Annotated in this window: 17 protein-coding genes; 12 read left to right on the forward strand and 5 right to left on the reverse strand. The window is 70.2% G+C overall.

The genetic code is table 11. The features are described 5' to 3' along the window. Window positions 1-783 precede the first annotated feature (783 nt). The 6 genes from LHJ74_RS16965 to LHJ74_RS16990 all read left to right on the forward strand — a co-directional run bounded on the left by LHJ74_RS16965 (window position 784) and on the right by LHJ74_RS16990 (window position 9,741). Entirely contained in the window at window positions 784-1,758 is a 975-nt protein-coding gene (locus tag LHJ74_RS16965) for a hydroxyacid dehydrogenase (RefSeq protein WP_260218875.1), read from the forward strand. A gap of 253 nt (window positions 1,759-2,011) precedes the next feature. Next, window positions 2,012-2,866: an ABC transporter permease gene (locus LHJ74_RS16970; RefSeq protein WP_260218876.1), complete on the forward strand. Its 855-nt coding sequence runs from the start codon at window positions 2,012-2,014 to the stop codon at window positions 2,864-2,866. Beyond that, window positions 2,863-3,750: a carbohydrate ABC transporter permease gene (locus LHJ74_RS16975; protein WP_260218877.1), complete on the forward strand. Its 888-nt coding sequence runs from the start codon at window positions 2,863-2,865 to the stop codon at window positions 3,748-3,750. Before LHJ74_RS16970 ends, LHJ74_RS16975 begins: the two co-directional genes overlap by 4 nt. Window positions 3,751-3,796: 46 nt before the next feature. Further along, window positions 3,797-5,446 carry an extracellular solute-binding protein gene (locus tag LHJ74_RS16980; RefSeq protein WP_260218878.1) on the forward strand — a complete coding sequence of 550 codons (1,650 nt, stop codon included), beginning with the start codon at window positions 3,797-3,799 and terminating at the stop codon, window positions 5,444-5,446. 192 nt (window positions 5,447-5,638) lie between these two features. Next, entirely contained in the window at window positions 5,639-7,672 is a 2,034-nt protein-coding gene (locus LHJ74_RS16985; protein WP_260218879.1) for a DUF2264 domain-containing protein, read from the forward strand. Then, the gene (locus LHJ74_RS16990; RefSeq protein WP_260218880.1) at window positions 7,669-9,741 is read left to right on the forward strand and encodes a beta-galactosidase; all 2,073 of its coding nucleotides are present in this window, start codon (window positions 7,669-7,671) and stop codon (window positions 9,739-9,741) included. The genes LHJ74_RS16985 and LHJ74_RS16990 overlap by 4 nt, the downstream gene beginning before the upstream one ends. Before the next feature lie 41 nt (window positions 9,742-9,782). Here LHJ74_RS16990 and LHJ74_RS16995 read toward each other — a convergent pair whose 3' ends face one another. Then, the gene (locus LHJ74_RS16995) at window positions 9,783-10,799 is read right to left on the reverse strand and encodes a LacI family DNA-binding transcriptional regulator (RefSeq protein ID WP_311203311.1); all 1,017 of its coding nucleotides are present in this window, start codon (window positions 10,797-10,799) and stop codon (window positions 9,783-9,785) included. 762 nt (window positions 10,800-11,561) lie between these two features. Between LHJ74_RS16995 and LHJ74_RS17000 the strand changes: the two genes are divergently transcribed. Then, the gene (locus LHJ74_RS17000; RefSeq protein WP_260218882.1) at window positions 11,562-11,723 is read left to right on the forward strand and encodes a hypothetical protein; all 162 of its coding nucleotides are present in this window, start codon (window positions 11,562-11,564) and stop codon (window positions 11,721-11,723) included. Between the two features lie 46 nt (window positions 11,724-11,769). On the opposite strand, the gene LHJ74_RS17005 is transcribed toward LHJ74_RS17000, so the two are convergent. The 3 genes from LHJ74_RS17005 to LHJ74_RS17015 all read right to left on the reverse strand — a co-directional run bounded on the left by LHJ74_RS17005 (window position 11,770) and on the right by LHJ74_RS17015 (window position 16,893). Beyond that, window positions 11,770-14,982: an alpha-L-rhamnosidase gene (locus LHJ74_RS17005; RefSeq protein WP_260218883.1), complete on the reverse strand. Its 3,213-nt coding sequence runs from the start codon at window positions 14,980-14,982 to the stop codon at window positions 11,770-11,772. 217 nt (window positions 14,983-15,199) lie between these two features. After that, complete coding sequence (locus LHJ74_RS17010; protein WP_260218884.1) at window positions 15,200-16,294, reverse strand: winged helix DNA-binding domain-containing protein; 1,095 nt, start codon at window positions 16,292-16,294, stop codon at window positions 15,200-15,202. 20 nt (window positions 16,295-16,314) lie between these two features. Next, a complete protein-coding gene (locus LHJ74_RS17015; RefSeq protein WP_260219039.1) occupies window positions 16,315-16,893 on the reverse strand; it encodes a DinB family protein in 579 nt (192 codons plus the stop codon). Window positions 16,894-16,993: 100 nt separating this feature from the next. Here LHJ74_RS17015 and LHJ74_RS17020 point away from each other — a divergent pair, with 100 nt between their 5' ends. Further along, window positions 16,994-18,049 carry a helix-turn-helix transcriptional regulator gene (locus tag LHJ74_RS17020; RefSeq protein WP_260218885.1) on the forward strand — a complete coding sequence of 352 codons (1,056 nt, stop codon included), beginning with the start codon at window positions 16,994-16,996 and terminating at the stop codon, window positions 18,047-18,049. Here LHJ74_RS17020 and LHJ74_RS17025 read toward each other — a convergent pair. Beyond that, window positions 18,039-18,575 carry a nitrobindin family protein gene (locus LHJ74_RS17025; RefSeq protein ID WP_260218886.1) on the reverse strand — a complete coding sequence of 179 codons (537 nt, stop codon included), beginning with the start codon at window positions 18,573-18,575 and terminating at the stop codon, window positions 18,039-18,041. The two genes, LHJ74_RS17020 and LHJ74_RS17025, sit on opposite strands and share 11 nt — an antisense overlap. Window positions 18,576-18,770: 195 nt before the next feature. On the opposite strand from LHJ74_RS17025, the gene LHJ74_RS17030 reads away from it, so the two are divergent. The 4 genes from LHJ74_RS17030 (at window position 18,771) to LHJ74_RS17045 (ending at window position 24,107) form a co-directional block, all read left to right on the forward strand. Beyond that, window positions 18,771-19,313 (forward strand): hypothetical protein, encoded by a 543-nt coding sequence (locus LHJ74_RS17030; RefSeq protein ID WP_260218887.1) that lies wholly within the window; start codon window positions 18,771-18,773, stop codon window positions 19,311-19,313. Between the two features lie 98 nt (window positions 19,314-19,411). Continuing rightward, complete coding sequence (locus LHJ74_RS17035) at window positions 19,412-22,765, forward strand: CHAT domain-containing protein (protein ID WP_311203312.1); 3,354 nt, start codon at window positions 19,412-19,414, stop codon at window positions 22,763-22,765. Further along, window positions 22,762-23,442 carry a hypothetical protein gene (locus tag LHJ74_RS17040; protein ID WP_260218888.1) on the forward strand — a complete coding sequence of 227 codons (681 nt, stop codon included), beginning with the start codon at window positions 22,762-22,764 and terminating at the stop codon, window positions 23,440-23,442. The genes LHJ74_RS17035 and LHJ74_RS17040 overlap by 4 nt, the downstream gene beginning before the upstream one ends. Beyond that, window positions 23,442-24,107: an RES family NAD+ phosphorylase gene (locus LHJ74_RS17045; protein ID WP_260218889.1), complete on the forward strand. Its 666-nt coding sequence runs from the start codon at window positions 23,442-23,444 to the stop codon at window positions 24,105-24,107. The genes LHJ74_RS17040 and LHJ74_RS17045 overlap by 1 nt, the downstream gene beginning before the upstream one ends. Window positions 24,108-24,138: the final 31 nt, after the last annotated feature.

Raw genomic sequence — 24,138 nt, forward strand, 5'->3', positions numbered from 1 at the left:
AGCGCTTACCGAGTGATCGCGGACAGTGCGGCAGTGTTTTCTGGAGGAGACGGTTGGACGAACGGGGCTTCAGGGGGCCGTTCAGGAGTGCGGCGGAGCGGAGAAAACCCAGAGGAGAACCCAGCGGGGAGAGATCCGGGCCGGGCAGCCGTGAGGGCTGTCCCTTAATCCCTGGCGGACGCGCGCCAGGGATTCCTGGCGTCTCGTCGTGCCGACTTCCACTCCTCTTTGGCTCAGCAGTGGTCACATGGATACACCAGTCCGCTCGCATGAACCAGACCTGGAACAGAGTTCGTGTCCCGCACCGGGCCCCCTGGGGCCCCAGATCTCGCGCGAACGCCCATGACCAGCAAATGTGCGGAAGCTGGCGACTACCGACGAGTCGCGTCCGAGGCCCGAGCCCGCTCATGAGGTGATTGCTTATGCTCACTCATGAAGCAAAGTTCAGCGATCTTTGCCGGAACTGTAGCCCTGGCTACCCTCGACGGTGCACAATCCACAACACCGTCCCACGCGGACTGGATCGCTCCATCCCATCAGCTGGTCGGCGGCTCCTTCGACGGTGTCGCCCGTGCGGCGGGCCCGTCCGAGAGCATCACTGCCGGTCAGCCAGCACGTGGTTCCGACTTGCGCACCTCGAACCGGGCGCAGGACGAACCGATCTGCGCGACGCAGCCCCGCCCGGACAACAGCCGGGCCGGCACGCGTCTGTGACTTCACTTCAGGAGGAAGAAGAACGTGACGTCGGACCCCTCACCGTGTCCCCCGCGAGCAATGGTGGTCATGCCCGCCACCCTGCGCGCCGATCTGTTCGGGCGTGCCGAGTGGGAAGAGCTGACCCGCACGGTGGATGTCGTCGCCGACTGCGAGAACGGCCCGGCGCTGCTGGCCCATCCACGGCGCCGTGAAGGGGAGGTGCTGGTCACCTCCTGGGGTGCGCCACAGCTGACACGGGAGGTGCTCGACGAACTGCCGTCCCTGCGTACCGTCGTGTACGCCGCCGGCTCCATCCGCCGCCTGGTCAGCGACTCCGTCTGGGAGCGCGGCCTGGTCGTGACCTCGGCTGCCGAGGTGAACAACGAGCCCGTCGCCGAGTTCGTCTACGCCCAGACGGTGCTCGCCCTCAAGGACGCCCACCGCCGGTCGCGTCACATCGTCGAGAAGGGTGAGTACCCGTCGATGGAGGCGGTACCCGGGATCTACCGCCAGAACATCGGCCTGGTGTCCTTCGGGTCGACCGCCCGGAAGGCCGCACACCGGCTGCACGGGCTGGAGTCGGAGATTCTGGCCTGGGACCCCTACCAGGACGAGAGTGTCTTCCGCGCGGCAGACGTGATCCGAGCGGACGGCCTGCCCGAGATGGTCTCGCGTTCCCGCGTCCTCAGCATCCACACGCCCCTCATCCCGGGCCGTACCGAGAAGCTGATCACCGGGGAGTTGCTCCGGCTGCTGCCCGAGGGCGCGACCCTCATCAACACGGCGCGCGGCGGTGTGATCGACGAGGAGGCAATGATCGAGGTGCTCTTCGAACGGCCGGACCTGTTCGCCGTACTCGATGTCACCACCAAGGAACCGCCCGCGCCCGGTTCACCGCTCTACACCCTGCCGAACGTCATGCTCACCGGGCACGTCGCCGGAACCATCGGCGGCGAGCGCCGGGCGCTGGGACGGCTGGCCGTCGACGAGCTGCGACGCATCGCGCACGGACTCCCCCCACGCTACTCGGTCTCGGCGGAGGCCGCGCGCACCCAGGCCTGAGCACCGCACCCCCGCACCTCGCACCGGCTACCCGCCCCTGCGCGAAAGATGCGCCAGAGGTATTGACCCTCCTGTGTAAGCGTTTTAACTTCCCATGCATTCCCTTCACGATCGAGGAGGCTCCGTGGCATCGCCGCTACGCGAGCGCCCTGGGAAAACGACGGCAGGCCGCCCTTCCCGTCACCACCCGCCAGGCGCTTCAACCAAGCGAAAAGGTTTTCACCGACAGCGGAACTGGACGCTCACGGCACTCATGGTGCCGGGCCTCGCGTACTTCCTCCTGTTCCAGTACGGCGCGCTGTTCGGGAGCGCCATCGCGTTCAAGGAGTACGTGCCCTTCGACGGGGTCTGGGGCAGCCCGTGGATCGGCTTCGAGAACTTCCAGCGGATGTTCGGCAACGCCGAGTTCTGGGACGCGGTAGTCAACACCCTGGTGATCTCGGTACTGCAGCTCGTCTTCTACTTTCCCGTCCCCCTCGCCCTGGCTCTGCTCCTGCACAGTCTCACCTGGTCCACCGTCCGCCGATTCGTGCAGTCGGTGGCCTATCTGCCGCACTTCATCTCGTGGGTGATCGTGGTCGCCCTCTTCCAGCAGATGCTGGGCGACACCGGCCTGATGAACAGCTTCCTCGGCGACGCCGGCCTGAGCACCGTGGACGTCATCGGCAATCCCGACGCCTTCAAGCCACTGGTCGTGGCCCAGGTGATCTGGAAGGACGCCGGCTGGGGCACCATCATCTTCCTGGCGGCCCTCACCCAGGTCGATGAGCAGCTGCTGGAGGCTTCCGCGATCGACGGAGCCGGTCCCTGGCGGCGCTTCTGGCACGTCACCCTGCCCGCGATCCGCCCGGTGGTCATCCTGCTGCTCATCATGCGTCTGGGCGAGATCCTCTCCGTCGGCTTCGAGCAGATGCTCCTCCAACGCGACGCGGTGGGACCCGAGGCCGCGGAGATCATCGACACCTTTGTCTACTACCAGGGCGTTGTCGGCGGCGACTACGGCTTCGCGACCGCCGCGGGCCTGTTCAAGGGCCTGATGGGTGCCCTGCTCGTCTACGCGGCCAACAAGGTCGCCCACCGCCTCGGTGAATCGGGGGTCTACAAGTGAGCACTCAGGTCCGGCCCTCCTGGATGGAGAAGCCGAAGCCCCTCACCCAGGCGGCCAAGGCGGTGGCCCTCATCGTTGTCGTGCTGATCGTCTGCGTACCCTTCCTCGTCATCGTGTCGACCTCGCTCGCCTCCCAGCGCGAGGTGGTGGAGAACGGCGGCTGGGTGCTGTGGCCGACGGAACCCACACTCCAGGCCTACCGCGACATTTTCGAGGGCGGCATCGTCACCCATGCCCTCGGCGTCAGTGTCGGCGTCACCGTCATCGGCACCCTGCTCAGCCTCGCCTGCACCGTGACGCTCGCCTACGCCCTGTGCCGCCCCGGCGTCTTCGGCGGCAAGCCCTTCCTGATCCTCATCCTGTTCACGTTTCTCTTCCCGCCGGGCATGATTCCGAGCTTCCTGCTGGTCAAGGAACTCGGACTGCTGGACTCGTACGCCTCGCTGATCCTTCCCGTACTGGTGAACGTGTTCAACCTGGTGGTTCTGCGTGGCTTCTTCCAGGGCATCCCCGAGGAGCTGTACGAGGCGGCCCGGCTGGACGGTGCCTCGGACCTCCGCGTGCTGTGGACGATCGTGCTGCCCCTGTCGAAGGCCGCCCTCGCGGTGATCGGCCTCTTCTACGCAGTGACGTACTGGAACTCGTGGTTCTACGCCTCACTCTTCCTCGAGAGCGACCACTGGCCGCTCCAGCAGGTCTTGCGCACCTACGTCATCTCGGGCGCCGGGCTGACGGACACCACCACCGGCGAGGGCACGGTGAACGCGCCACAGACGATCCAGATGGCGATCCTCGTCATCGCCGTGGTGCCCATCCTGCTCGTCTACCCCTTCCTGCAGAAGTACTTCACCAAGGGCGTTCTCACCGGCGCCATCAAGAGCTGACAAGCATTGAGAGTCTCTTAGCCCCGATCGGAAAGGCCACACCCTCATGTCCAGCATGTCCCGACGCACTCTCCTGCAGTCGATCACCGCAGCGGGCACCGCCGTCGCCGTCCCCGGTCTGCTGACCGGCTGCTCCTCCGGCTCGGAGGGCGGGGACGTCTCCAACTCCGGCAAGAAGCTCGCCCCCTGGCCCGCGTACAAGGCCGTCGCGGGGGCCAAGCCGGATCTCGCCCCCACCGACGAGGGCGTCCAGCCCGGCTACACGTCCTACCCGTCGGATCTGTCCCGGTCGGTCTCCCGCAAGCCGGGCGACGGCTCCACCATCAGAGTCATGAGCCTCACCTTCGGCACACCGCCCAAGGGCCGCGGCGAGAACCGCTACTGGAAGGCCGTCGAGGAAGCACTGGGCGTCAAGATCGAGTTCACCATCGTCCCGCAGAGCGACTACCAGAAGAAGATGGCCACGGTGCTGGCCGACGACCCCGAGGCGCTGCCGGACATCATCAACCTGTTCCACGGGTTCGTCCTGCCCCGCGAGCCGGAGTTCGTGCAGCGGCGAGCCCAGGATCTGTCGGAGTTCCTGTCGGGCGACGCCGCCGCGGACTACCCCAACCTCGCCAACATCCCCACGCACGCCTGGCGCGACATGGGCCGCATCGGCGGGCGCATCTACGGTGTCCCCCTGGAGCGCCCGGTCCCCGGCTCGACCCTGTGGGTCAACGAGGGCACGTTCACCGACGCGGGCATGAAGGAAGGCTGGTCCGCGGAGGACTTCACCACCGTCGCGGAGAAGGCGACACGCGGCAAGAAGTTCGCCCTGGGCGCCGCCGCCGGATCCGGTTACGGCAACGCGGTGCACGCCGCGGCCCACAACGCCCCGTCGGAGTGGTCCGTGGACAAGAGCGGCACATTCCACAGCGCCTACGGGGACGAGCGCTTCCGGGCGGCCGTCGCCTTCCAGGCCAAGCTGCGCAAGAGCGGCCTCTATCACCCGGAGGGGGCGTCGATGTCGACCCCGGATCTGGACACCCTGTTCCTCAACGGCACCGTCGCCTCCCTGCAGAACGGATTCGGCAGCTACCAGCAGGTCTTCCCCGACTCCCGTGGCCTGTTCACGCCGGCCGCCTCACTGCCGTACAGCGTGAACGGCACTCCGGGCGGACTCGTCAGCTCCCGGCGCTCCTTCGGCCAGACCATCCTGAAGAAGGCGAAAAAGGAACGGATTCAGCTGCTCCTACGCGTCCTCGACTATCTGGCAGCCCCGTTCGGCACGAAGGAATGGGAGCTCCTGCACTACGGGGTGGAGGGCACGCACTTCAAGCGCGGCAAGGACGGCTCTCCGGAGGTGACGAAGCTGGGCGAGGTGGAGAACATCACCAACCTGCCCTTCAAGTACCTGGCGGAGGGGCCTCAGGTGCTCTTCGTGCCCGGCATGCCGGATGTCGTGCGTGATCTGCACGCCTGGCAGCAGAAGGTGGTGCCGGTCTCCATCCGCAAGCCTTCCTACGGACTCCGGTCGAATACCGCGAGCACCAAGGGCGCCACCCTCAAGTCGCTGATGACGGACACGATCACCTCGGTCGTCGCCGGACGCGCCCCGCTGTCCGAGTACGACGCCGCCGTCAAGAAGTGGCGCTCACGTGGCGGCGACAAGATGACCGAGGAGTTCACCAAGGAGTACGCCGCCAACTCGTGAAGCGGCAGGGCGGCGGGCGGCAGGGCGCAGGACTGGGGCTGTGCCGCCGTACACCCGGCCCCTGCACGAGCCCGCAATACCACCGGCACGCGCGACACGTACTCAGCACCCCCATCGTCGTACGGAAGAGCGTGGGCCCGCCCACGTTGGAGCCCACCGGACCCACCGGACCCACAAAGGAGATGAGCCGACTTGACGACCGCGCGCTCTTCGCACGACACCGGTCTCACACCGCCCCCCGACTTCACGCTGTCTCCCTACACGGCCTACACCCGGGCGCACTGGGAAGCCTCGGCCGACAACCTTCTCGACGCTCTCCTCCCCTACGCCACTCCCGGTCTGGCCCAGTACCGCCTCCCCGGCCGGGCCAGCCACTCCGGCGGGTGGAGCGACGGACTGGAGGGCTTCGCCCGCTCCTTCCTGCTCGCCGCCTTCCGCATCGCCGGGGCCCGGGGCTGCGACCGGCCCGGCAGCACCGTCATACGCGACCTGATCCTGCGCTACTCCGCGGGCCTCGCGTCCGGCACCGAGCCCGGGCACCCGGAGCACTGGCCGCCCATCACCGACCACGCCCAGCCCATGGTCGAGGCCGCCTCCGTCGCCATCGCCCTGCACGAAACGCGGCCGTGGCTGTGGGACCAACTCGACGACCCGGTACGCCAGAACGTCGCTGCCTGGCTGGGCGGCTTCGTGGGAGCCACCGCCAACGACTCCAACTGGCGCCTGTTCCAGGTCATCACCGAGGAGTTCCTCGTCTCGGTCGGCGCCCCGCACAGCCGCGCCGAGATCGACGCCGGCCTGGCACGGCTGGAGGACTGGTACCGCGGGAGCGGCTGGTACACGGACGGCGACGGGCAGAAGTACGACTACTACAACGGCTGGGCCATGCACCTGTACCCCGCCCTGTGGGCCCGTATCGCAGGCCCCCGCGCCGACCCGGAACTCGTTGCCAGGCATCGCGCCCGCCTGCGCACGTTCCTCGAGACGCACCAGTACTTCTTCGGCTCCGACGGCGCCCCCGTCCACCAGGGCCGCTCCCTCACCTACCGCTACGCCGCCGCCGCCCCGTTGTGGATCGGTGCCCTGGCCGACGCCACACCCCTGTCGCCCGGCCGCACCCGCCGGCTGGCCTCCGGCGCCCTCAAGCACTTCGCCGACCACGGGGCACCGGACCGCGACGGGCTGCTGAGCCTCGGCTGGTACCGCCCCTTCCTCCCGGTCACCCAGGCCTACTCCGGTCCCGCGTCACCGTACTGGGCCAGCAAGGGCTTCCTCGGTCTGCTGCTGCCGGAGGACCACCCGGTGTGGAACGCTCCCGAGGAACCGGGGCCCGTCGACACCGCTGACCGGCGCATCTCCCTGGACGCTCCCGGCTGGCTGCTGCACTCCACGGCCGCCGACGGGATCGTACGGCTCGTCAATCACGGCAGCGACCGCCTGCAGCCCGCGCCCCAAAGCTCCCAGAAGAGTCGGCTTCCTCAGGCCAGCCCGCACTACAACCGGTTCGCGTACTCCAGCGCGGCGGCTCCCGAGACCCCGCCCGGCAAGGACGCACCACCCGGTCCCGACAACCAGATCGCACTGCTCTCACCCTCCGGACCCTCGCGCCGGAACCGTATCCACCGGATGTACCTGGGGGACTCGCACGCCGCGTCCTGGCACGCCGCCGACACGGCGGACCAGGAGAGCGACCCGCCCCGGTGCATCACGACGGCAAGCCTGGTGCGCGGCCCGTGGGAGGTGCGCATCCACCGTGTGACGGCCCCGGCCGGAACACCGGTACGCGAAGGCGGCTGGGCGGTGGCCGGCGACGACGCTCCCCCCGCGGAGGAGAGCGGTCCGGGCTGGGCGCTGGCGCACCGCGCCGACGGCCTGACCAGCGTCCTGGTGGGGCTGCTGGGGTGGGAGGACGGCGGCGTTCCCGTCCCGGGAACCGTCGCACACGCCCGCGGGCACAACGCGTACGGCGAGCACTCGGCGACGCCCTTGCTCACCCTGCCCCGGCACCCCGGCGGTACGCGGCTGCTGGCCACCCTTGTCGTGCTCACCAGCGATCCGGACGTGTACGGGGACATCCCCCTCCTGCGCACCGGCGCTGCGGCCCACCCGGCGCCAGGAGGAAACGTGACCGTCCGTTTCCCCGACGGCACGGTCGAACACGTGCGGGCCGATCCCCTCCCTCCTACCCGGTCCTCCAGGACCCACCCCCTCAAGGAGCTCCAGTGAACCGCCTCGACCCCGCCGACGCGCGCATGGACAGACTCCGCCGGCGACTGCAGGGTGTGGCGTACGGCGGTGACTACAACCCCGAGCAGTGGCCGGCCGCCACCTGGGAGGAGGACATCCGCCTCATGCGGGAGGCCGGGGTGAATCTGGTGACCTTGGGCGTGTTCTCCTGGGGGCTGGTGGAACCGAGGCCCGGTGTCTTCGAGTTCGGGTGGCTGGACGAGGTGATGGACCTCCTGGCCGAGGCCGGGGTGAGCGTCGATCTGGCCACGCCCACCTCCGCACCACCGTCCTGGCTCGCTCACGAACACCCCGAAACGCTGCCCGTCGACGCCGAGGGCCGCAGGATCGGCTTCGGCTCCCGCCACCACTACTGCCCTTCCTCGCCGGCGTACCGCTACTACGCCGCACGGATCACCGAGCAGCTGGCCGGACGCTATGGCGGCCATCCCGCACTGGCCATGTGGCACATCGGCAACGAGTACATGGGGATGGGGTGCCACTGCCCCGTGTCGGTCGCCCACTTCCGCCGCTGGCTCGCCGACCGCCACGGCAGCATCGACGACCTCAACGAGGCATGGGGAACCGCTTTCTGGGGCCAGCGCTACGAAACCTTCGACCACATCGGCACGCCGGTAAGCCACAGTCGGCTGGTGGGGGCTCCCAACCCCGTCCAGGAGCTGGACTTCACCCGCTTCTCGGACGCGGCAGCGCTGGACTGCTTCACCGCCGAACGCGATATCGTCCGCCGCCACACGCCCCAACTGCCGGTCACCACTAACTTCATGGCCTCCTTCAAGCACCTGGACTACTGGCGCTGGGCGGCCGAGGAGGACGTGGTGTCCCTGGACATCTACCCCAAATCCTGGGATCCGGAAGGGCAGTTGCACTCCGCCTGCAACTTCGACCTCATGCGCTCTCTGCGGGGCGGCGCCCCGTGGATGCTGCTGGAGTCGGCCACCGGGCCCGTCGTCGGCGAAGAGCGGAACTCCGCCCGTCCCGCCGGGCAGTTGCGGGTGCGTTCTCTGCAAGCCGTCGCGCGCGGGGCGGAGTCGGTGATGTTCTTCCAGTGGCGCGCGTCCCGGGCCGGTGCCGAGCGCTTCCACTCGGCGATGGTTCCGCACGGCGGCACCCGTACCCGTACCTGGCGGGAGGTGGTCTCCCTCGGCGAGGACGTGGCACGGCTGGCCGGTCTGGCAGGCGGTCGGTGCGACCGGGCCGAGGTGGCCGTGCTGTGGGACTGGGAGAGCTGGTGGGCGGTGGAAGGCCACCCCGATCTCCCCTCACACGACGTGGATCACAAGGCCCGCGTCATGGACCACTACCGGCCGCTGTGGGGCGCCAACGTCACCGTCGACTTCGCCGGCCCGCACACCGATCTCACCGCCTACCGCCTGGTCATCGTGCCCAACCTCTACCTTGTCGACGATGCCGGTGCGGAGAACCTCACCGCCTACGTGCACGACGGTGGGCACCTGCTCATGTCGTACTTCTCGGGGATCGTCGACGAGCACAACCAGGTACGGCCGGGCGGTCACCCCGGCGCCTTCCGCGACCTGCTCGGCATCGGCATCGACGAGTTCAACCCGCTCCAGCCGGACGAGACCCACGGGTTGGACCACGCCGGGCACACAGGAACGGCCAACGACTGGCAGGACGTCATCCACCTCACGGGCGCCGAGACGCTGGCCACGTACACCGACGGGGAACAGGACGGCGGTCCAGCCGCCACCCGGCACCGTTTCGGCAGCGGCACCGCCACCTACCTCGGCACCTCCCCCGACAGGGAGACGCTGCGCCGCCTCATGCTGGACTGTGTGACCGGCGCGGGTGTCACACCCGTCATGGACACACCCGAGAGTGTGGAAGCCGTACGCCGACGCGGCGCCGACGGCACCGACCATCTCTTCCTACTCAACCACGCCCCGGAGGAGGTGACGGTCGAGCTCGCGCCCGCCGCGTCCAAGCCTCATGACCTGCTGGCTCCCGGGGCGCAGGCGTACGAGGCGGACCGTCTGGTGATGCCGCCGTACGGAGCGGCCGTTCTGCGCGAGGGCGGCGAGCGCTGACGGCACCTCCCCGGGGGTGTCCCACGGGGCAGCTGCCGGCGCTATGCCGACAGCACGTCCCGACGGCGGACGGAGTCGCGCACGACGATGTGCGTCCCCAGCATGACGTGCTGGACGGTGCCGGGCGTCTCGCTGTGCAGCGCCAGCCGGACGGCGGTGCGGCCCAGTTCCTCGTGCGGGACGTGCACTGTGGTGAGGTCGATGTCGGCTGCCGAGGGAAGGTCGTCGAACCCGGCCAGCGAGATGTCGTCGGGGATGCGGAGGCCCTGCTCGCGCAGGGCCTGGCGCGCGCCGGCGGCGATCAGGTCGTTGCAGGCGAAGACGGCGGTGAAGTCGCGCGGCCCCTCGTCGAGCCGCGCGCGCATCATGCGGTAGCCCTCCTGCCGGTCCATCCTGCCGTCGACCTCGAGCCCCGGGTCGTGCGGAACGCGGTATGCGGCAAGCGCCGCGCGGTAGCCGGCCACCCGGCTGTCGGGGGTGGTGTATCCGGCCCGCCGCCCCAGGAACAGGATGCGCTCGTGGCCCGCCGAGAGCAGGTGGCTGGTGACAGCGTGCGCGCCGGCGGTGTTGTCGTATTCCACGACGATGGCCGGTACGTCGGGCCCCAGCGGGGGCCGTCCGCACAGCACCAGCTGCGATCCGGCAGCAGCCAGCGCGCGGGCATAGCCCGCCATGCGCTCGTGATAGGCGTCGTCGACGACGATGTTCCCGACGAGTATCACGGCTTCGGCGTGTTCTTCGCGCATCAGCTGGACCGTGGCCAGTTCCCTGTCCGCGTCGCCGCCGGTGGTGCCGACGAGGCACAGCCTGCCCTCACGGGCGGCCTCGTCCTGCACGCCCTGCGCGACATGGGCGTAGTGCGGAGAGATGACGGAGTTGACGACGATGGCCACGCTCTTGGCCTGGCCCCCCGCGAGTCCACGGGCCCGTGCGTTGGCGACGTAGTCGAGCTCGCGCACGGCACGCAGCACTCTGCCGCGCGTCGTGGGGGCGCTGGGGTACGTGCCGGAAAGGATCCGCGAGACGGTGGCGACCGAGACGCCGGCGCGTTCGGCCACGTCCCGGATGGTGGCGGGGCGGGGCCGCCCGTTCGCGGACGTGCCTGCGCGAGGCATCCGACCTCCCTGCATCCCGCAAGGGGATGTAACCGATTGAACACACTGATACTTACGGAAACGAGCGCGCCCGTCAATGCGGGGCCCCTGGGCGCGGGTGGTTCAGCTGACCAGCGACGACCGGCATCCCGGCAGTCGTGGTGCAAGCGGGACGCGATCCGCGTGCCGCAAGTATTGACGTGGACATGAGTGCCTGCTTTTCCCTGGGAATGCAAACGGTTTAACTCTGTCGGCCCTCAGGACGCGGGAGTCGCGTTCCCGCCCGGGCCACACCTTTCCGTGATCGTCATCAGCGATCCGGCGGCGACTGGGAAAGACTCGAGGTCCTGACCGGCGGAACCAACCACGTCGACTCGGAGGCCGACCTGAGCAAGGACAGCAGCTTCCGGGGCGCACCCGTCATCGACGGCGAGGAGCAGGAGTCCAGCAGGGAATTCACCCTCGCAGCCGACCACGCCGAGGAGCCGGTGGTCCGCATACCGCCGCGCGAAAGCGGTGAGGTCAAGTTCACCTGAGTCGGCGACCTCAACGGCGACGGCGCGTCCGACTACGTGATCGACCGGAAGACGCCCCCCAGAAGCTGGAGGCATACACCAGCGAAGGGAAGTTCCTCTGGGAGGTCGACATGGGACCGAGGAGGACGACAGGCGTCAGTCCATCGCGATCCTCGACGGCGAGACCGGAGCGCCCCGCGCCACGGCTCCGGTGCCGGGCGACTACCTTGAGGACGGCCCGATGTACGCCTGCTTCGGCGTGTGCTATCTCGACGGCACCATGCCGAGCCTGGTGGTAATCGGAAACGACATGGCCCGGCCGCCGCAGCCGGACATCAGCTACTCCGGAGCTGCTGCCCGCACACCGGGCTGACACGTACAGCAGGGTGCCCTCCGAGGCTCAGAGGGCACCCCATCCGTTACGCGGTGAAGCGGTGGTCGCCGGAGCCGACCTGGTACACCACCCAGCCGTCCTCCTTGCGCAGGAACTCCGCGGGGGTGTGGGTGACCGCGTCCGGAGCGTCCGCCGGGATCCACACCTCGGCGGTCGTGTTGGGAGGCACGGCGCACGTCAGGGCGAAGCCGCCGGAACGCTGCTTCCACCGCGTGGAGACCGGGCCGTAGACCGAGGAGAACGTGGCGCGGGCGGAGGTGACCTCGCCGCCGGGGCGGGGACGGACGACGATCTCGCGGTAGCCGGGCCGCCCCGCCGAGATGCCGGCGATGTTCGTGTACATCCACTCGCCCACCGAGCCGTAGGCGTAGTGGTTGAAGGAGTTCATGTCCGGGGTCTGGAAGGTGCCGTCGGGCCGGATGGAGTCCCATCGTTCCCACATCGTGGTGGCGCCCTTGTCGATCTGGTAGCCCCAGCTGGGGAAGGAGCGTTGCTGGAGCAGCCGGTAGGCGACGTCGGTGTGGCCAGTGTCGGTGAGGACGGGCAGCAGCCGGGGCGTGCCGAGGAAGCCCGTCGACAGGTGCCAGTCCTTTGCCTCGATCAGCGCGACGAGCCGGTCGGCCGACGCCTTCCGCAGCGCGTCCGGCAGGAGGTTCATCGACAGGGCGAGGACATAGGCCGTCTGCGTGTCCCCCTTCACCTTGCCGTCGTCGGTGACGTAGGCGTCCTGGAACGCCTTGCGGACGCGTGTGAAGAGGTCGAGGTAGGGGGCGGAGTCCTTGCCGAGTTCCTTCGCCGTCCGGGCCGCGAGGTCGGCGCTGTGGGCGAAGTACGCGGTGGCGAGGACGTCCTTCGGAGTCTCGTCGGAGACGTTCAGCCAGTCGCCGTACCCGCTGGCCGGGCGCAGCAGTTTGTCGCTGTGCTTCTCCAGGTACTTCAGCCATGCCTGGACGGAGGGCCAGGCATCCTCCAGGACCTTTCGGTCTCCGTACGCCTGGTAGAGGGACCAGGGAACGGTGACGCCCGCGTCGCCCCAACCCGCGACCCCGTGGCCGACCGTGCCGACCATGGGTGCCACGTCCGTGAACGCGCCCTCCGCGGTCTGCGCGTCGCGCAGGTCCACGAGCCACTTGGTGAGGAAGCGGGCCGATTCCATCGCGTAGGCGGCCGTGGGCGCGAAGACGTTGATGTCGCCCGTCCATCCCAGGCGCTCATCGCGCGCGGGCGTGTCCGTCGGGATGGAGAGGAAGTTGCCGCGCTGCCCCCAGGTGATGTTGTCGTGCAGCTTGTTGAGCATCGGGACGTCGGTCTCGAACTCGAAGGTGAAGGGGGCGGACGTGTGCATGACGCGACCGGTCACGGCCTTCGCCGTCGGTGTGCCGGGGAAGCCGGTCACCTCGACGTAGCGGAAGCCGTGGAAGGTGAAGCGCGGTTCGTACGTCTCCTCGCCACCGCCCTTGAGGGTGTACGTGTCGGTGGCGGCGGCGGTGCGCAGGTTGGCGGTGTAGAGGGTGCCGTCCGGGTTGAGGACCTCGGCGTGCCTCAGCCGTACGGCCGTTCCCTCTTCGCCCGAGACGCGCAGCCGTACCGAGCCGACGATGTTCTTGCCCAGGTCGAAGACGAAGACGCCCGGCTCGGGTTCGGTCACCTTCTTGGCCGGGAGTTCCTTCTCCACCCGGACCGGGCCGTCCACCTGCGCGACGATCAGGTCGGGAGCGCCCTCGTCCACGGCGCGGACGTCGAGCCAGGCGCGGTCGTCGAAGCCGGGTGACGTCCAGCCGGAGGTCTCCTTGCGCGCGTCGTACGTCTCGCCGTTGAGCAGGTCGGCGGAGATGATCGGCCCGGAGACGGCGCGCCAGTCCGTGCCCGAGGTGATGCGCTCACTCGTCCCGTCGGTGTACTCGACCTCCAACTGCGCGAGCAGCGCCGGGCGTTTGCCGTACTGGTGAGGTCCCCACATGCCGACGTTGCCCGCGTACCAGCCCGGCGCCACGTAGGCGGCGATGGCGTTGGCACCGGGCCGCAGGAGCTTGGTGACGTCGTAGGTCTGGTACTGGACGCGTTCGCGGTAGTCGGTCCAGCCGGGAGCGAGCTGATCGCGGCCCACGCGGCGGCCGTTGAGGTGCGCTTCGTACAGGCCGAGCGCCGTGGCGTACAGGCGGGCGCGGGAGACCTTCCTGCGCGGGAGCCTGAACTCGTGCCGCAGCTGGTTGGCGGCGTACGACGCCGGAACGACCTTCCCCCAGGGGCCGCCTCCCCAGGCGGCCGCCTCCTTCGCCGGCTGCCAGCCGCTGTCGTCGAAGTCGGCCTGGCGCCAGTCGTCGGCGGGCTCCTTGTCCGTCGACCTCCAGGAGTCGTCGGTGACGATGCGCTGTTCGCCGGACGCCGTGTGGAGGGTGAGGACGGCGACCAGGCCGGCGGGCCCCTCGGTCGCGTTGGCCGCCGAGATGGCGAGGATGTTCTTCCCGGAACGCACCTGGGCGAGGACGTCCACGACGGCCGGCCGGCGCCAGCCGTCGTTGTCCGTCTCCAGGTCGGTGCGGGCCACCTCGGTGCCGTTCACGGAGACGGCGTAGACGTTGTCGGCGGTGACGGCGAGGGTCGCTGCGGTGACCCCTTCCGGGAGATCGGCGGTGCGGCGGAACCAACGGGTGGCGGCGGGCGCACTGGTGGCCGGTTCGCCCTCCGGGTACCAGATCCACGCGCTTCCCTCCAGGGACGGCGCGTCGGTCAGAGCCGGAGGAGCGGATATCCATTCCGCGGACCACTGGTCAGCCTCCATGAGGCCGGTCTCCCACCACGCCGGCGCGCTCCAGCGGGAGGCTCCGCCTTCGGCGTCCCATACGCGTACGGACCAGAAGTAGCGTGTCCGCGGCTTCAGTCGGGGGCCCGCGTACGGGATGAGGACGGACTCTCCGGAGGTGACCTTTCCGCTGTCCCAGACGTCCGGGTCCGACAGGCCCGACTCGCGGGAGGCCACCCGGATCTGATAGGCGCTCTGGCGCATGCCCGGCTTGTCCGAGGCCATCGGCCAGCTCAGCCGCGGGTGTTGCACGTCGAGGCCGAGTGGGTGCCGCACGTACTCGGCCGTCGGCGTGGTGACGCGCAGGCCGCCGCGCGGCGTACGCGCCCGGGCCGCTGGTGTGGACGCCGGTGCGGCCACCGCTGATCCTGCGTCGGTCGCCGCGGCGGCCACGGTGCCCGCCGCGGCCGCCAGAATGTTTCTCCTGCTGATCACTACGACCCCTCACTGAGAAACGATGAATCGATTCACGGCGTGAACGTAGAGGCGTAGAGGATGTAGGTCAATGAGTCTGCCGGATTCTCTTGGTAAGGCGTCAGATAGGCATACTCCTTCATCGGGATCCGAAGGTCGGCGCGACCGAGCGATTGAACGGTTTCAATCCTGCTTCGTCGTAACTACCGCGTACAGCCCGCCGCTCAGCTCAGCGCGGCTATGCGGCGATCCGTACGCGGTCGCACTCGTCGTCGGAGAGGAACGACGCCAGCGCCCGCCCCTGCTCGGCGACACCGGTGCGCTCGGCGCGCGAGAGGCGGCGGAGGGGCGTGACCCTCACGGTGCCTGCCTCGACGCTCCAGGTCGCTGCGACCCTGCCGTCGACCAGGACGACGTGCGTACCGGAGACGGACAGGCCGCGGTGGGCGTCATCGACGATCCGGCTGCGATCGTGGTAGCCGAGGATCGCGTTGTCGAACGCGGGCAGGAACCGCACCGGGGCGGGTGTGTCGGCGTCGGGACGCGGCGCGCCGGGGAGGTCCAACAGCTCGCGACCGCGCTCGTCGCGGAAGCTGACCAGCTCCTCGCGCATCGCGGCGACCGCGGCCGGCAGACCGGTGAGGCCGCACCAGGCGCGCAGGTCCGCGGTGGCGGCGGGGCCGTATGCGGCGAGATAGCGCCGCACCAGCGCCTGGCCCACCGGGTCGGAGCCGTCCGTGGACGGAGGGTCGATCTCGCGCCCCAGCCAGGACGAGAGCAGGACGTTGCGCACTCCCGCCCTCGTCCGCCAGAGTCCGCGAGGCGGCAACTGCGCCATCGGGAGGAGAGCGGCGACCAGCATCTCCCCCAGCGCCCGCGGCCCCGGAGTCGGCCACCGCCCGGCGAGCGCCCGGGCGAGCCCGGTCATCGAGCGTGGTTCGTCATCGGCCATCACCGCCCGGCCTGCGGCGGCGAGTTCGTCGAGGTCCGTCCCGTCGAGCTCGCGGCGGTAGACCCCGAGTACCCGTTGCCGCAGCATGGCGCCGTGCCGGGCCCGCCACGCCAGGACGTCGTCGGCCGTGACCAGGTGGACGGTGCGGCGCATCAGATGGGTCCGCACCACGCTCCGCCCGGTCAGCAGGTCGTCCAGCGCCGCCGGTTCGAACGCGCGCAGCCGCGACCAGAGTCCGGTGAACGGTTCCTGTGGTTCCTGCGCCTGCAGGCCGCCGAGATGCGCGACGGCGTCGAGGGCCGGTATGTCGGCGCGGTCGAGCAGCAACTGCCTCGCCAGCGTCGCGCGGTTGAGCGCCCGGGTGCTGAGAACCGTCTTCACGGTGACGCCGTTCCTCTCGCTCAGCTCGACTTCTGACCGTCGAGCGCTTCGCGGAGAATGTCCGCGTGCCCGGCGTGCTGGGCGGTCTCGGCGATGACATGGATCAGCACCCGGCGCACGCTGCGTACCGCTCCCGGCTCGTTCCAGGGTGCCTCCGGCAGCGGATGTGCCGTCGACAGGTCGGGGACCGAGGCGATGGTCTTCTCGCTCGCCGCAGCGACCTGCTCGTAACGCGCGACGATCCCGGCCAGCGTCTCACCGGGCAGCATCCGGAAGTCGTTCTGGTGGTCGATCGCCCACTGCGGAAACTCCCGTGCCGTACCGGCTGCGAGGTCGTCCCAGGTCACACCGTCGGGCAGGTCATAGCGCAAGGCCGACGGGCCCTCCGCCGCGAAGCGCATCCATCCCTCCTCCATGGACGCGACGTGCTTGACCAGCCCGCCCAGGCACAGCGTGCCGGCCGTCGGGCGCTCGCCGAGCTGCTCGTCGCTGAGGCCGCGCGTCGGGTGGGTCAGGGCGGATCGCGCGGTGGCGAGCTCGGCGAGCAGGTCGGCCCGCTCGGCGTCGAGGGTTGCGGGAGGCGTGGTGGTGACGGTCACGGCGTTCGGGCCCTTCGGGTTGGTGTCGCTGTCTGGCACGAGACAACAGTCGCAGCAGAAGCGGCCAGGATGTGTCCGCTTCTTCCGGCAATATGGAGCCATGCCGAAGACCTCGGCGCGACTGCTCGCGCTGCTCTCAATGCTCCAGACCCGCCGGGACTGGCCCGGAGCGCTGCTGGCCGAGCGGCTGGACGTCAGCCCGCGCACCGTGCGTCGTGATGTCGACCGCCTGCGCGAGCTGGGCTACCCCATCGTGGCCGCCAAGGGCCCCGACGGCGGATACCGGCTCGACGCCGGAGCGGAACTGCCCCCGCTGCTGTTCGACGACGAACAGGCCGTCGCCCTCGCCATCGCCCTCCAGATCGCCACCGCCACCGGCGCCGGCATCGGGGAAGCCGCGGCACGTGCGCTGAACACCGTCCGGCAGGTCATGCCCGACCGGCTGCGCCGCCGCATCGACACCCTCCAGGTGACTGCCGTCGAGCCGCCCGCGACCCGGCCGGGCCCGCAGGCCGACAGCAGCGTGATCATGGCTCTCAGTGCCGCGGTCCACGCCCGCGAGGTACTGCGCTTCGACTACGCCCCCGCGCCACCGCCGGGAGCCACCGACGACGGCCGCGCCGAACCGACTCCGCGCCGGGCCCAACCACACCACCTCGTCACCTGGGGCGGGCGCTGGTACCTCGTCGCCTGGGACCTCGACCGCGAGGACTGGCGCACCTTCCGCGCGGACAGGATCACCCCGCGCAGCCCCACGGGGCCCCGCTTCACCCCGCGTGAACTGCCCGGAGGGGACGTGACGGCCTTCGTCGCCGGAAGATTCCGCGGCTCCGCGGGCTCGGGCGACTGGCCCTGCCGCGGCGAGGTGATCCTCGACCTGCCCGCCGCCGACGTCGCCCGCTACGCGCAGGATGCGCTCGTCGAGGAACTGGGCCCGAATCGCTGCCGGCTCGCACTGGGCTCATGGTCATGGCCCGGGCTGGCCGCCACCATCGGCAGGTTCGACGCCGACATCGAGGTCGTCTCCCCGACCGAACTCAAGGACGCCTTCGCGCACCTGGCCCGCCGCTACGCCAACGCCGCAACCAAACCCTTCGCGACCCCGGACCCGGTACCGGCCCCGCCTCTACGGTCGCACGCCCGCCCTAGCGTCTGAGATGGGCCGAAAGGTGGTGTTGCAGCGGCCGGCCGACCGCCGCGAGGTCGTGGACGAAGTCCAGCGTGTCCTCGCCCGTCAGGGTGTAGCGGCGGCGGGTCGCGTTGACCTCCTTGGCGGTGGGCGTGAGAGCCACCTGCTGCGTGGTGAGGTCGAGGGTGCCCTCGACCGCATGGCCGACCATGATTTCCGCGACGCCGGTGGGCTGGGTGATCAATGCCTCCACGCGCCCTTCGGGCTGCAGTCGCCACCAGCCGCTCTCCCGGGCCGACGGCCGCAGCGGGGTGTCGTCCGCGCCGAGCAGCCAGGCGCGTGCCTCGTAGTGGAGGAAGGGCCGCCCGTCGTGACTGAAGGTGACCTCCTGCGCATATGCGAAGTCCTCGGCGAGGGTCGGGTACCCGCCCTTGCCCCGGCCGGCCCAGGTGCCCAGGAAGCCGATCAGCGGCGCGAGCAGCACATGCGGCGCAGGTGCCTCGTCCGGTCGAAAGGCGTCGGGATACGGGTGCTTCTGAGCGGGGTCGAACATGAGGTGCGCTCCTGGGTCAGGGCCGGTGCCGAGTGGCAGCCTAAGGGCCGTCCCGTAATCCCTGGCGGACGGCGGGCGGGAGCCGGTCGTGGACTGGGCGGTCTTTGGGGCGGGGCTTCACCCGGCCCGGATGGTGCTGCTTCGCTGGCACAGTGACAGGACACGGCCAGGTCGAAGGACCGGGATCGAGGCAGCATGGACGTCGGTAGTGCGACCGGTCCGGCGGTCGCGGTCGTAGGGGTCCTGGGCACACTGATGTCCGCGCTGCTGACGCAGCGCGCGGCGGACCGCAGCAGGCAGCGCGAGCAGGAGCGCGCAGAGCGCGAGCGGGAGCGGCGCAGTGACACCGAGGCGCGTCGCTCGGGCTATATCGCGCTCAACACTGCCGCGCGGCAGTATCTGGCCGCCCTCACCGACCAGCTGCACGCACTCAGCCGCACCGACGACGTGCGCGACGTGCGGCACCGGCTCACCGAGACCCGCGATCTGCATCGGGACGTCCACGCGGAGGCCCAGATGCGGATGCCGGAGCGGGTGCTCGACCTCGCGGCCGAGGTCAGCCACGGTCTGGGCGCGGTGTACGGCAGGCTCAAACGCCTTGAGGGCGGGGTGTCGCGGCCCGGCGACTCGTTGGCAGCCGCGCATGCGGACATCGATGCGCTGTGGGACCGGTTGCGTGCGATGCGGCGGGAGATGCGGGCCGACCTGGGCGCGGCGGGGGCGGATTCGGGGCGTTGACCGGACTCCGCCCCCACGGCGCCTGAGTGACCGTCATCATGTCAAGAATCAGGTGCAGTTGCTGCCTGATCGGGCGCGCAGACGGGCAAGGGGGATGTGTGGACGACGAGGCGATAGGGGAAAGCGGGGGCACCCAGGGGCTGCGCGCCTGGGTGATGGCCGCGACGAAGCGAGCCCTGCGGCTTTACCCGTATACGGGACTTGCTGCGGGCACCCCGGAAGCGTACGACCGCTCGGTCGAGGAACTCAGCGAGTTGGCCCGCCTGTTGGACCATGACGCGGAACTCCGGGCCACGGTGACCGTGCAGCTCTCCTCCGTGCTGACGATGCGCCATCTCGCGGGGGGCGGTGTGCCGGAGGACCGGGGGCGGGCGCAGCGGCTGCTGCGGGAGGTCCGCGATCGGGGGACGGCGACGGGAGCGGTGACGGATGAGGAGGACCGGCGGTGGGCCGCGTTCTTCCTGCTCGCGCTGGCGATGCCGGTGCCGGCTTCGGTGCCGCGGGTGGGAAGGGGGGCCGGTGAAGCGCCTGGATTCTCCTCCCTCCTCGGCTGGGCCGAACAGCTGGGGCCCGAGGGGATGGCAGCCGCCGCGACCGACATACGCGTACTGCTACCCGAGGTACAGGAGTTGCCGCTGCCCCCCGAAGTGCGGGGGCAACTGCAGCAGATGGGCACCATGCTGTCCGTCCTTGCCGGGCCCGACTCTCCGGTCGCCGCCATGCGCCAGGTGGCCGACTTGGCGCCCGAAGGCTTCCCCGGAGCGGACGAGATGCGGCGGATGATGGGCATGATGTCAGGCCTTGCCGGCCCTGCGGCGGGTCCGGAGCCCGCCACGCCCCCGGCGTCCGACCACACCGGGGGACTTGCCGACGCCGTCGCCCTGAACGCGGTCCTCCCCTCGCTGTTCAGCGTGGTCGAAGCCGCACAGAGCGGTGATCCGGAGGTCCTCAACGGGGCGATCGAGGGCATGCGCACCGCGTATGACCGCATGCCACGCGGCCATGAGAACACCGCTGCCATCGAGGGCCTGATCGGTGCCCTGCTGCAACTCGGGCCGCTGGGCGGCGGCAATCTCCAGGACCAGTCCCTCGGTCGCACCTACACGAAGACACTTGTCGACCAGTTCGCCCTGATCGCGGACAGCGGGACTCCGCTGGCCGATGAGATCGGGCTCATGGCGCGGGTGTACCCGCTGTTCGACCAGGTCCGCGAGGCCGCGCAGGCCGAGGAGGTGACGACGTTGCGGGCGCTGGTCACCGAGCTCGGCGCACTCGAGGCGGATACCCCGAAGGACCACGAGTTCCACTTCCTGGTCCTGCTGGCCCACGGCTACGCCTGCAGGACGCTCGGCACTCTCACGAACGACGACGACATGCAGTTCCGCGGTCTCGCCTGCATCGAACGGGCCGCGGCAGCCGAGCAGTCCGCGCCCGCCTTCGCCAAGCAGTGGCTCTCCTGGATCTTCCGGGACTCCGACGCCGTGAGAGCCGTTCTCACCGACGACCCGACTCTGCTCAAGAACCACACCCCCGCGCCCGCCGGCGCCTCGACAGGTGACCGGTGGAGCTCAGCGCTGTCCCTGATCACGCGGTACGGCCTCACCCATGATCCGGCGGATCTCGAGCCGGTCATCGCCGAGCTGGAGCTGCTCCGCGACGGCGTCCGTGCGGGCCAGGGCCCCCAGTTCGCGGCAGAAGCCCTCTGGGCGCTTGCGGAGGCGTACCGGGCCCGCTGGCACCACAGCCACGACATGGCCCATGTGGCTCCCGCCCTGGACACGGCAAAAGAGGCCCTGGACACGCTCGCTGCCGACGTCATCCTTCAACAGGGCGCGGAACACGGGCTCCTGGCGGCACGGACGGGCGCCGCACGCAGCGTCAAGGCAGCCACCTGGGCCGCCTCGCACAACCAGGCGGAGATGGCGGTGGGTGCACTGGAGCTGGGCCGGGCCCTGGTGCTGCACGCCGCGTCCACGGCGCGTGCCGTGCCGGAACGCCTCGAAGCCTGCGGGCATCACGAGCTCGCCGAGGCGTGGCGCGCCTCCGGAGCGGCTCAGGCGCCGGCGGACGACGGGCCACCCCGTGAGCTGCCGAGCACCCTGCGGCGCCGCGCCCTGGAAGCTCTCGGCTACCGGCAGCAGGGCCTGTTCACCACTCCCACGCTGAATGAACTGTGCGACGGAGTCGCCGAAGGCGAAGCGGACGCGTTGGTCTATCTGCTCCCCGGCGAGGGCGAGTCACCCGGCGTGGCGATCGTCGTGGGGCCGGACATCGGCGTCGGCATAGGCGGCCTTTCGCTGCTTTCCGGCAGCGAGAGCGGCCCCCTGGAGCGCTACCTCGACGCGGCTGCCGAACGGTCCGGGCACCTCGGCGAGCCGGCCGCCGAACAGGCCTGGCAGGACGCCCTTTCGGCGCTCTGCGACTGGGCATACGCCGCGGCGCTCGACACCGTGATCCCAGCCGTCGCGCAGCGGCTCGCGGCCAACGACGAACGCGACACGTCCCGTTCGGGGCCGCCCAGAATCGTGCTGGTTCCGTGCGGACGCCTCGGCGTCGTCCCCTGGCACGCCGCACGCCTGCCCGAGGAGGCGCCCCATGACTACCTCTGCCAGATCATGGTCATCAGTTACGCGGCGTCCGGCAGCCAGTTCCTGCGCACCGTGCGGCGCGGACGGCGCGACCCGGCCGCCGCCCCCGTCCTGGTGGCCGACCCGCGGCAGGAGCTGACCCACGCCGAACTGGAGGCCACGGCGCTGTATGAGGCCTACTATCCGCTGGCGCGGATGTGCGGAGAGTTCTACGAACCCCCGGTGGAGCCGGACGCGCCCGGCACTCCCGACGAAATCCTTGCGCTCCTGAGCGAAAGCCCCTCGCTGCTCCATGTGGCCTCGCACGGCTCCGCGGGGGTCCGCCCGACGGTGTCGTCCCTGCATCTCGCCTTCCCGGACGGCAGCGAGGCACTGCCCGCCGAGGAGGGCGGCCCGGGGGGCGATCCCGATTCGGGGATGCTGACCGTGACCCGGATCCTCGACCGTGTGGGTGGGGAACAGCCAGCGGCGGACGGCCCGTTGATCGTCCTGAGTGCCTGCGAGACCGATCTGAGCACGCGCGACCACGATGAGGCGCTGACCTTGACGACGGCGTTCGTGTCGGGCGGCGCGCGCGATGTGGTCGGCTCGCGGTGGACGACTCAGGACGGGGCGTCGGCACTGATGATGGCGGTGTTCCACCACTATCTGGCGGTCGAGGGGAACAGCCCGGCGGACGCGCTCAGGGCGGCGCAGGTCTGGATGCTCGACCCGGACCGGGAGGATCCGGGCTCGCTGAGCGGAGAGCTGCTCCGCGAGATGGGGCGCCCTGGGCTCGAAAGCCTCCCGGTCTGGGCGGCGTTCATCCACCAGGGGCACCCGGGTCCAGGAAGAGGGACCGCACCGGGAAAGGGGACCGTGTGAATCCGGGGGAAACGCTGCTCGACCTGGTCGGCGAGCACCGGGAGAGTATCCGCGAGGGCCTCGACGACGAGCAGCACGAGAAGCTGCTCACCAGGCTGCGGGCGCTCGCGGAGACGGCGGAGGACGACCACAAGGCCGTGCGCAACGCACTGCAGGGCGTCCGGCTCGCCCTGCGCCCGTTGGCGTTCGACCATCCGGCGCGCCTGGCTGTGGATGCCATCCGGTTCGGCGGGGCGCCGATCGGGCCGGAGAGCGTGACGGGGGCGCGGGACCTCCTTGTACGGCTCACGGAGCCCCCGCCCGGTCCGGACACCGCGACGATCATCCGGACGGCCCAGGACCGGTTGCTGGAAGAGCCCGCGCTGAACTCCCTGCTGATGTGCGCCCGGTGCCACGCCGCCGGTTTCGACGAACCGCCGCCGGAGCTGATCCGCCTCGGCGACGCGGAACGCGGCGACCGCTATCCGGCCTTCCAGTTCGCCGGCGACTCCGGCGGGCCGATCCCCCTCGTGCTGTACGTCAACCGCCTCCTCCTCGCCGACATCGACCCCTGGGGCGCGGCCGACTGGTGGCTGAGCGGCAACACCCTGCTCGGCGGCAAGCCCGCTTCGCTGCTCGGAGAGCTTCCGGACGAGCAGCTGGTGGGCGTGGCCACAGCACTTGTGGAGGGGGACTGATGCCCGGCACCCTCCCCCCGTCCGCGTACGCGATGCGGCCGAACGGACACAGGCTTCCGCCCGGTACGCGGCTGTGGCGGATGCACAGGACCAAGCGCCCCGCCGAGCAGTTCAACCCGGTCCCGGTGGATGCCCACTTCGGCGGCAACCGCTTCGACGGCACCGTGCCGGACCCGTACCGGTATCTCTACCTGGCCGAGGATCCGACCACCGCGCTCGCCGAATCCCTGCTGCGTTCCCTGGAGTTCGACCCGGAGACCGGGATGCGGCTCGTCCCGTACGCCGCGGTCGCGGGCAAGTCCCTGAGCCTGTTGCGCACCCGGTGCGAGCTGAGCCTCGTCTCCCTGGTCACCGAGGCGGATCTGGCCGCCGTCTGCCAGGATTCGTGGCTGCTCGAAGCGGAGGGCGAGCGCTACGCCAAGACGCGTCGCTGGGCGAGTGAGATCCGCGCGCAGATGCCCGCGGCCATGGGCCTGATCTGGCAGTCCCGGCGCAACCGGCCGCACCTCGCGTCGGTGCTCTTCCAGGACCGGTGCGGAGGCGAGCCGCTCGCCACGGTGCCGATGAGCGGGATCTTGGATCTCGGCTCGCCCGAGGGCGTGACGGAGGCGAACCGGCTGCTCGCCCCGCTGCGAGCAGCGATCGTGCCACCCTGGCCCGACTGATCGCTTGTCGTCGGGTGGCACCTGATGCCAT

The organism is Streptomyces gossypii (assembly GCF_025165795.1).
Lineage (GTDB): Bacteria > Actinomycetota > Actinomycetes > Streptomycetales > Streptomycetaceae > Streptomyces > Streptomyces gossypii.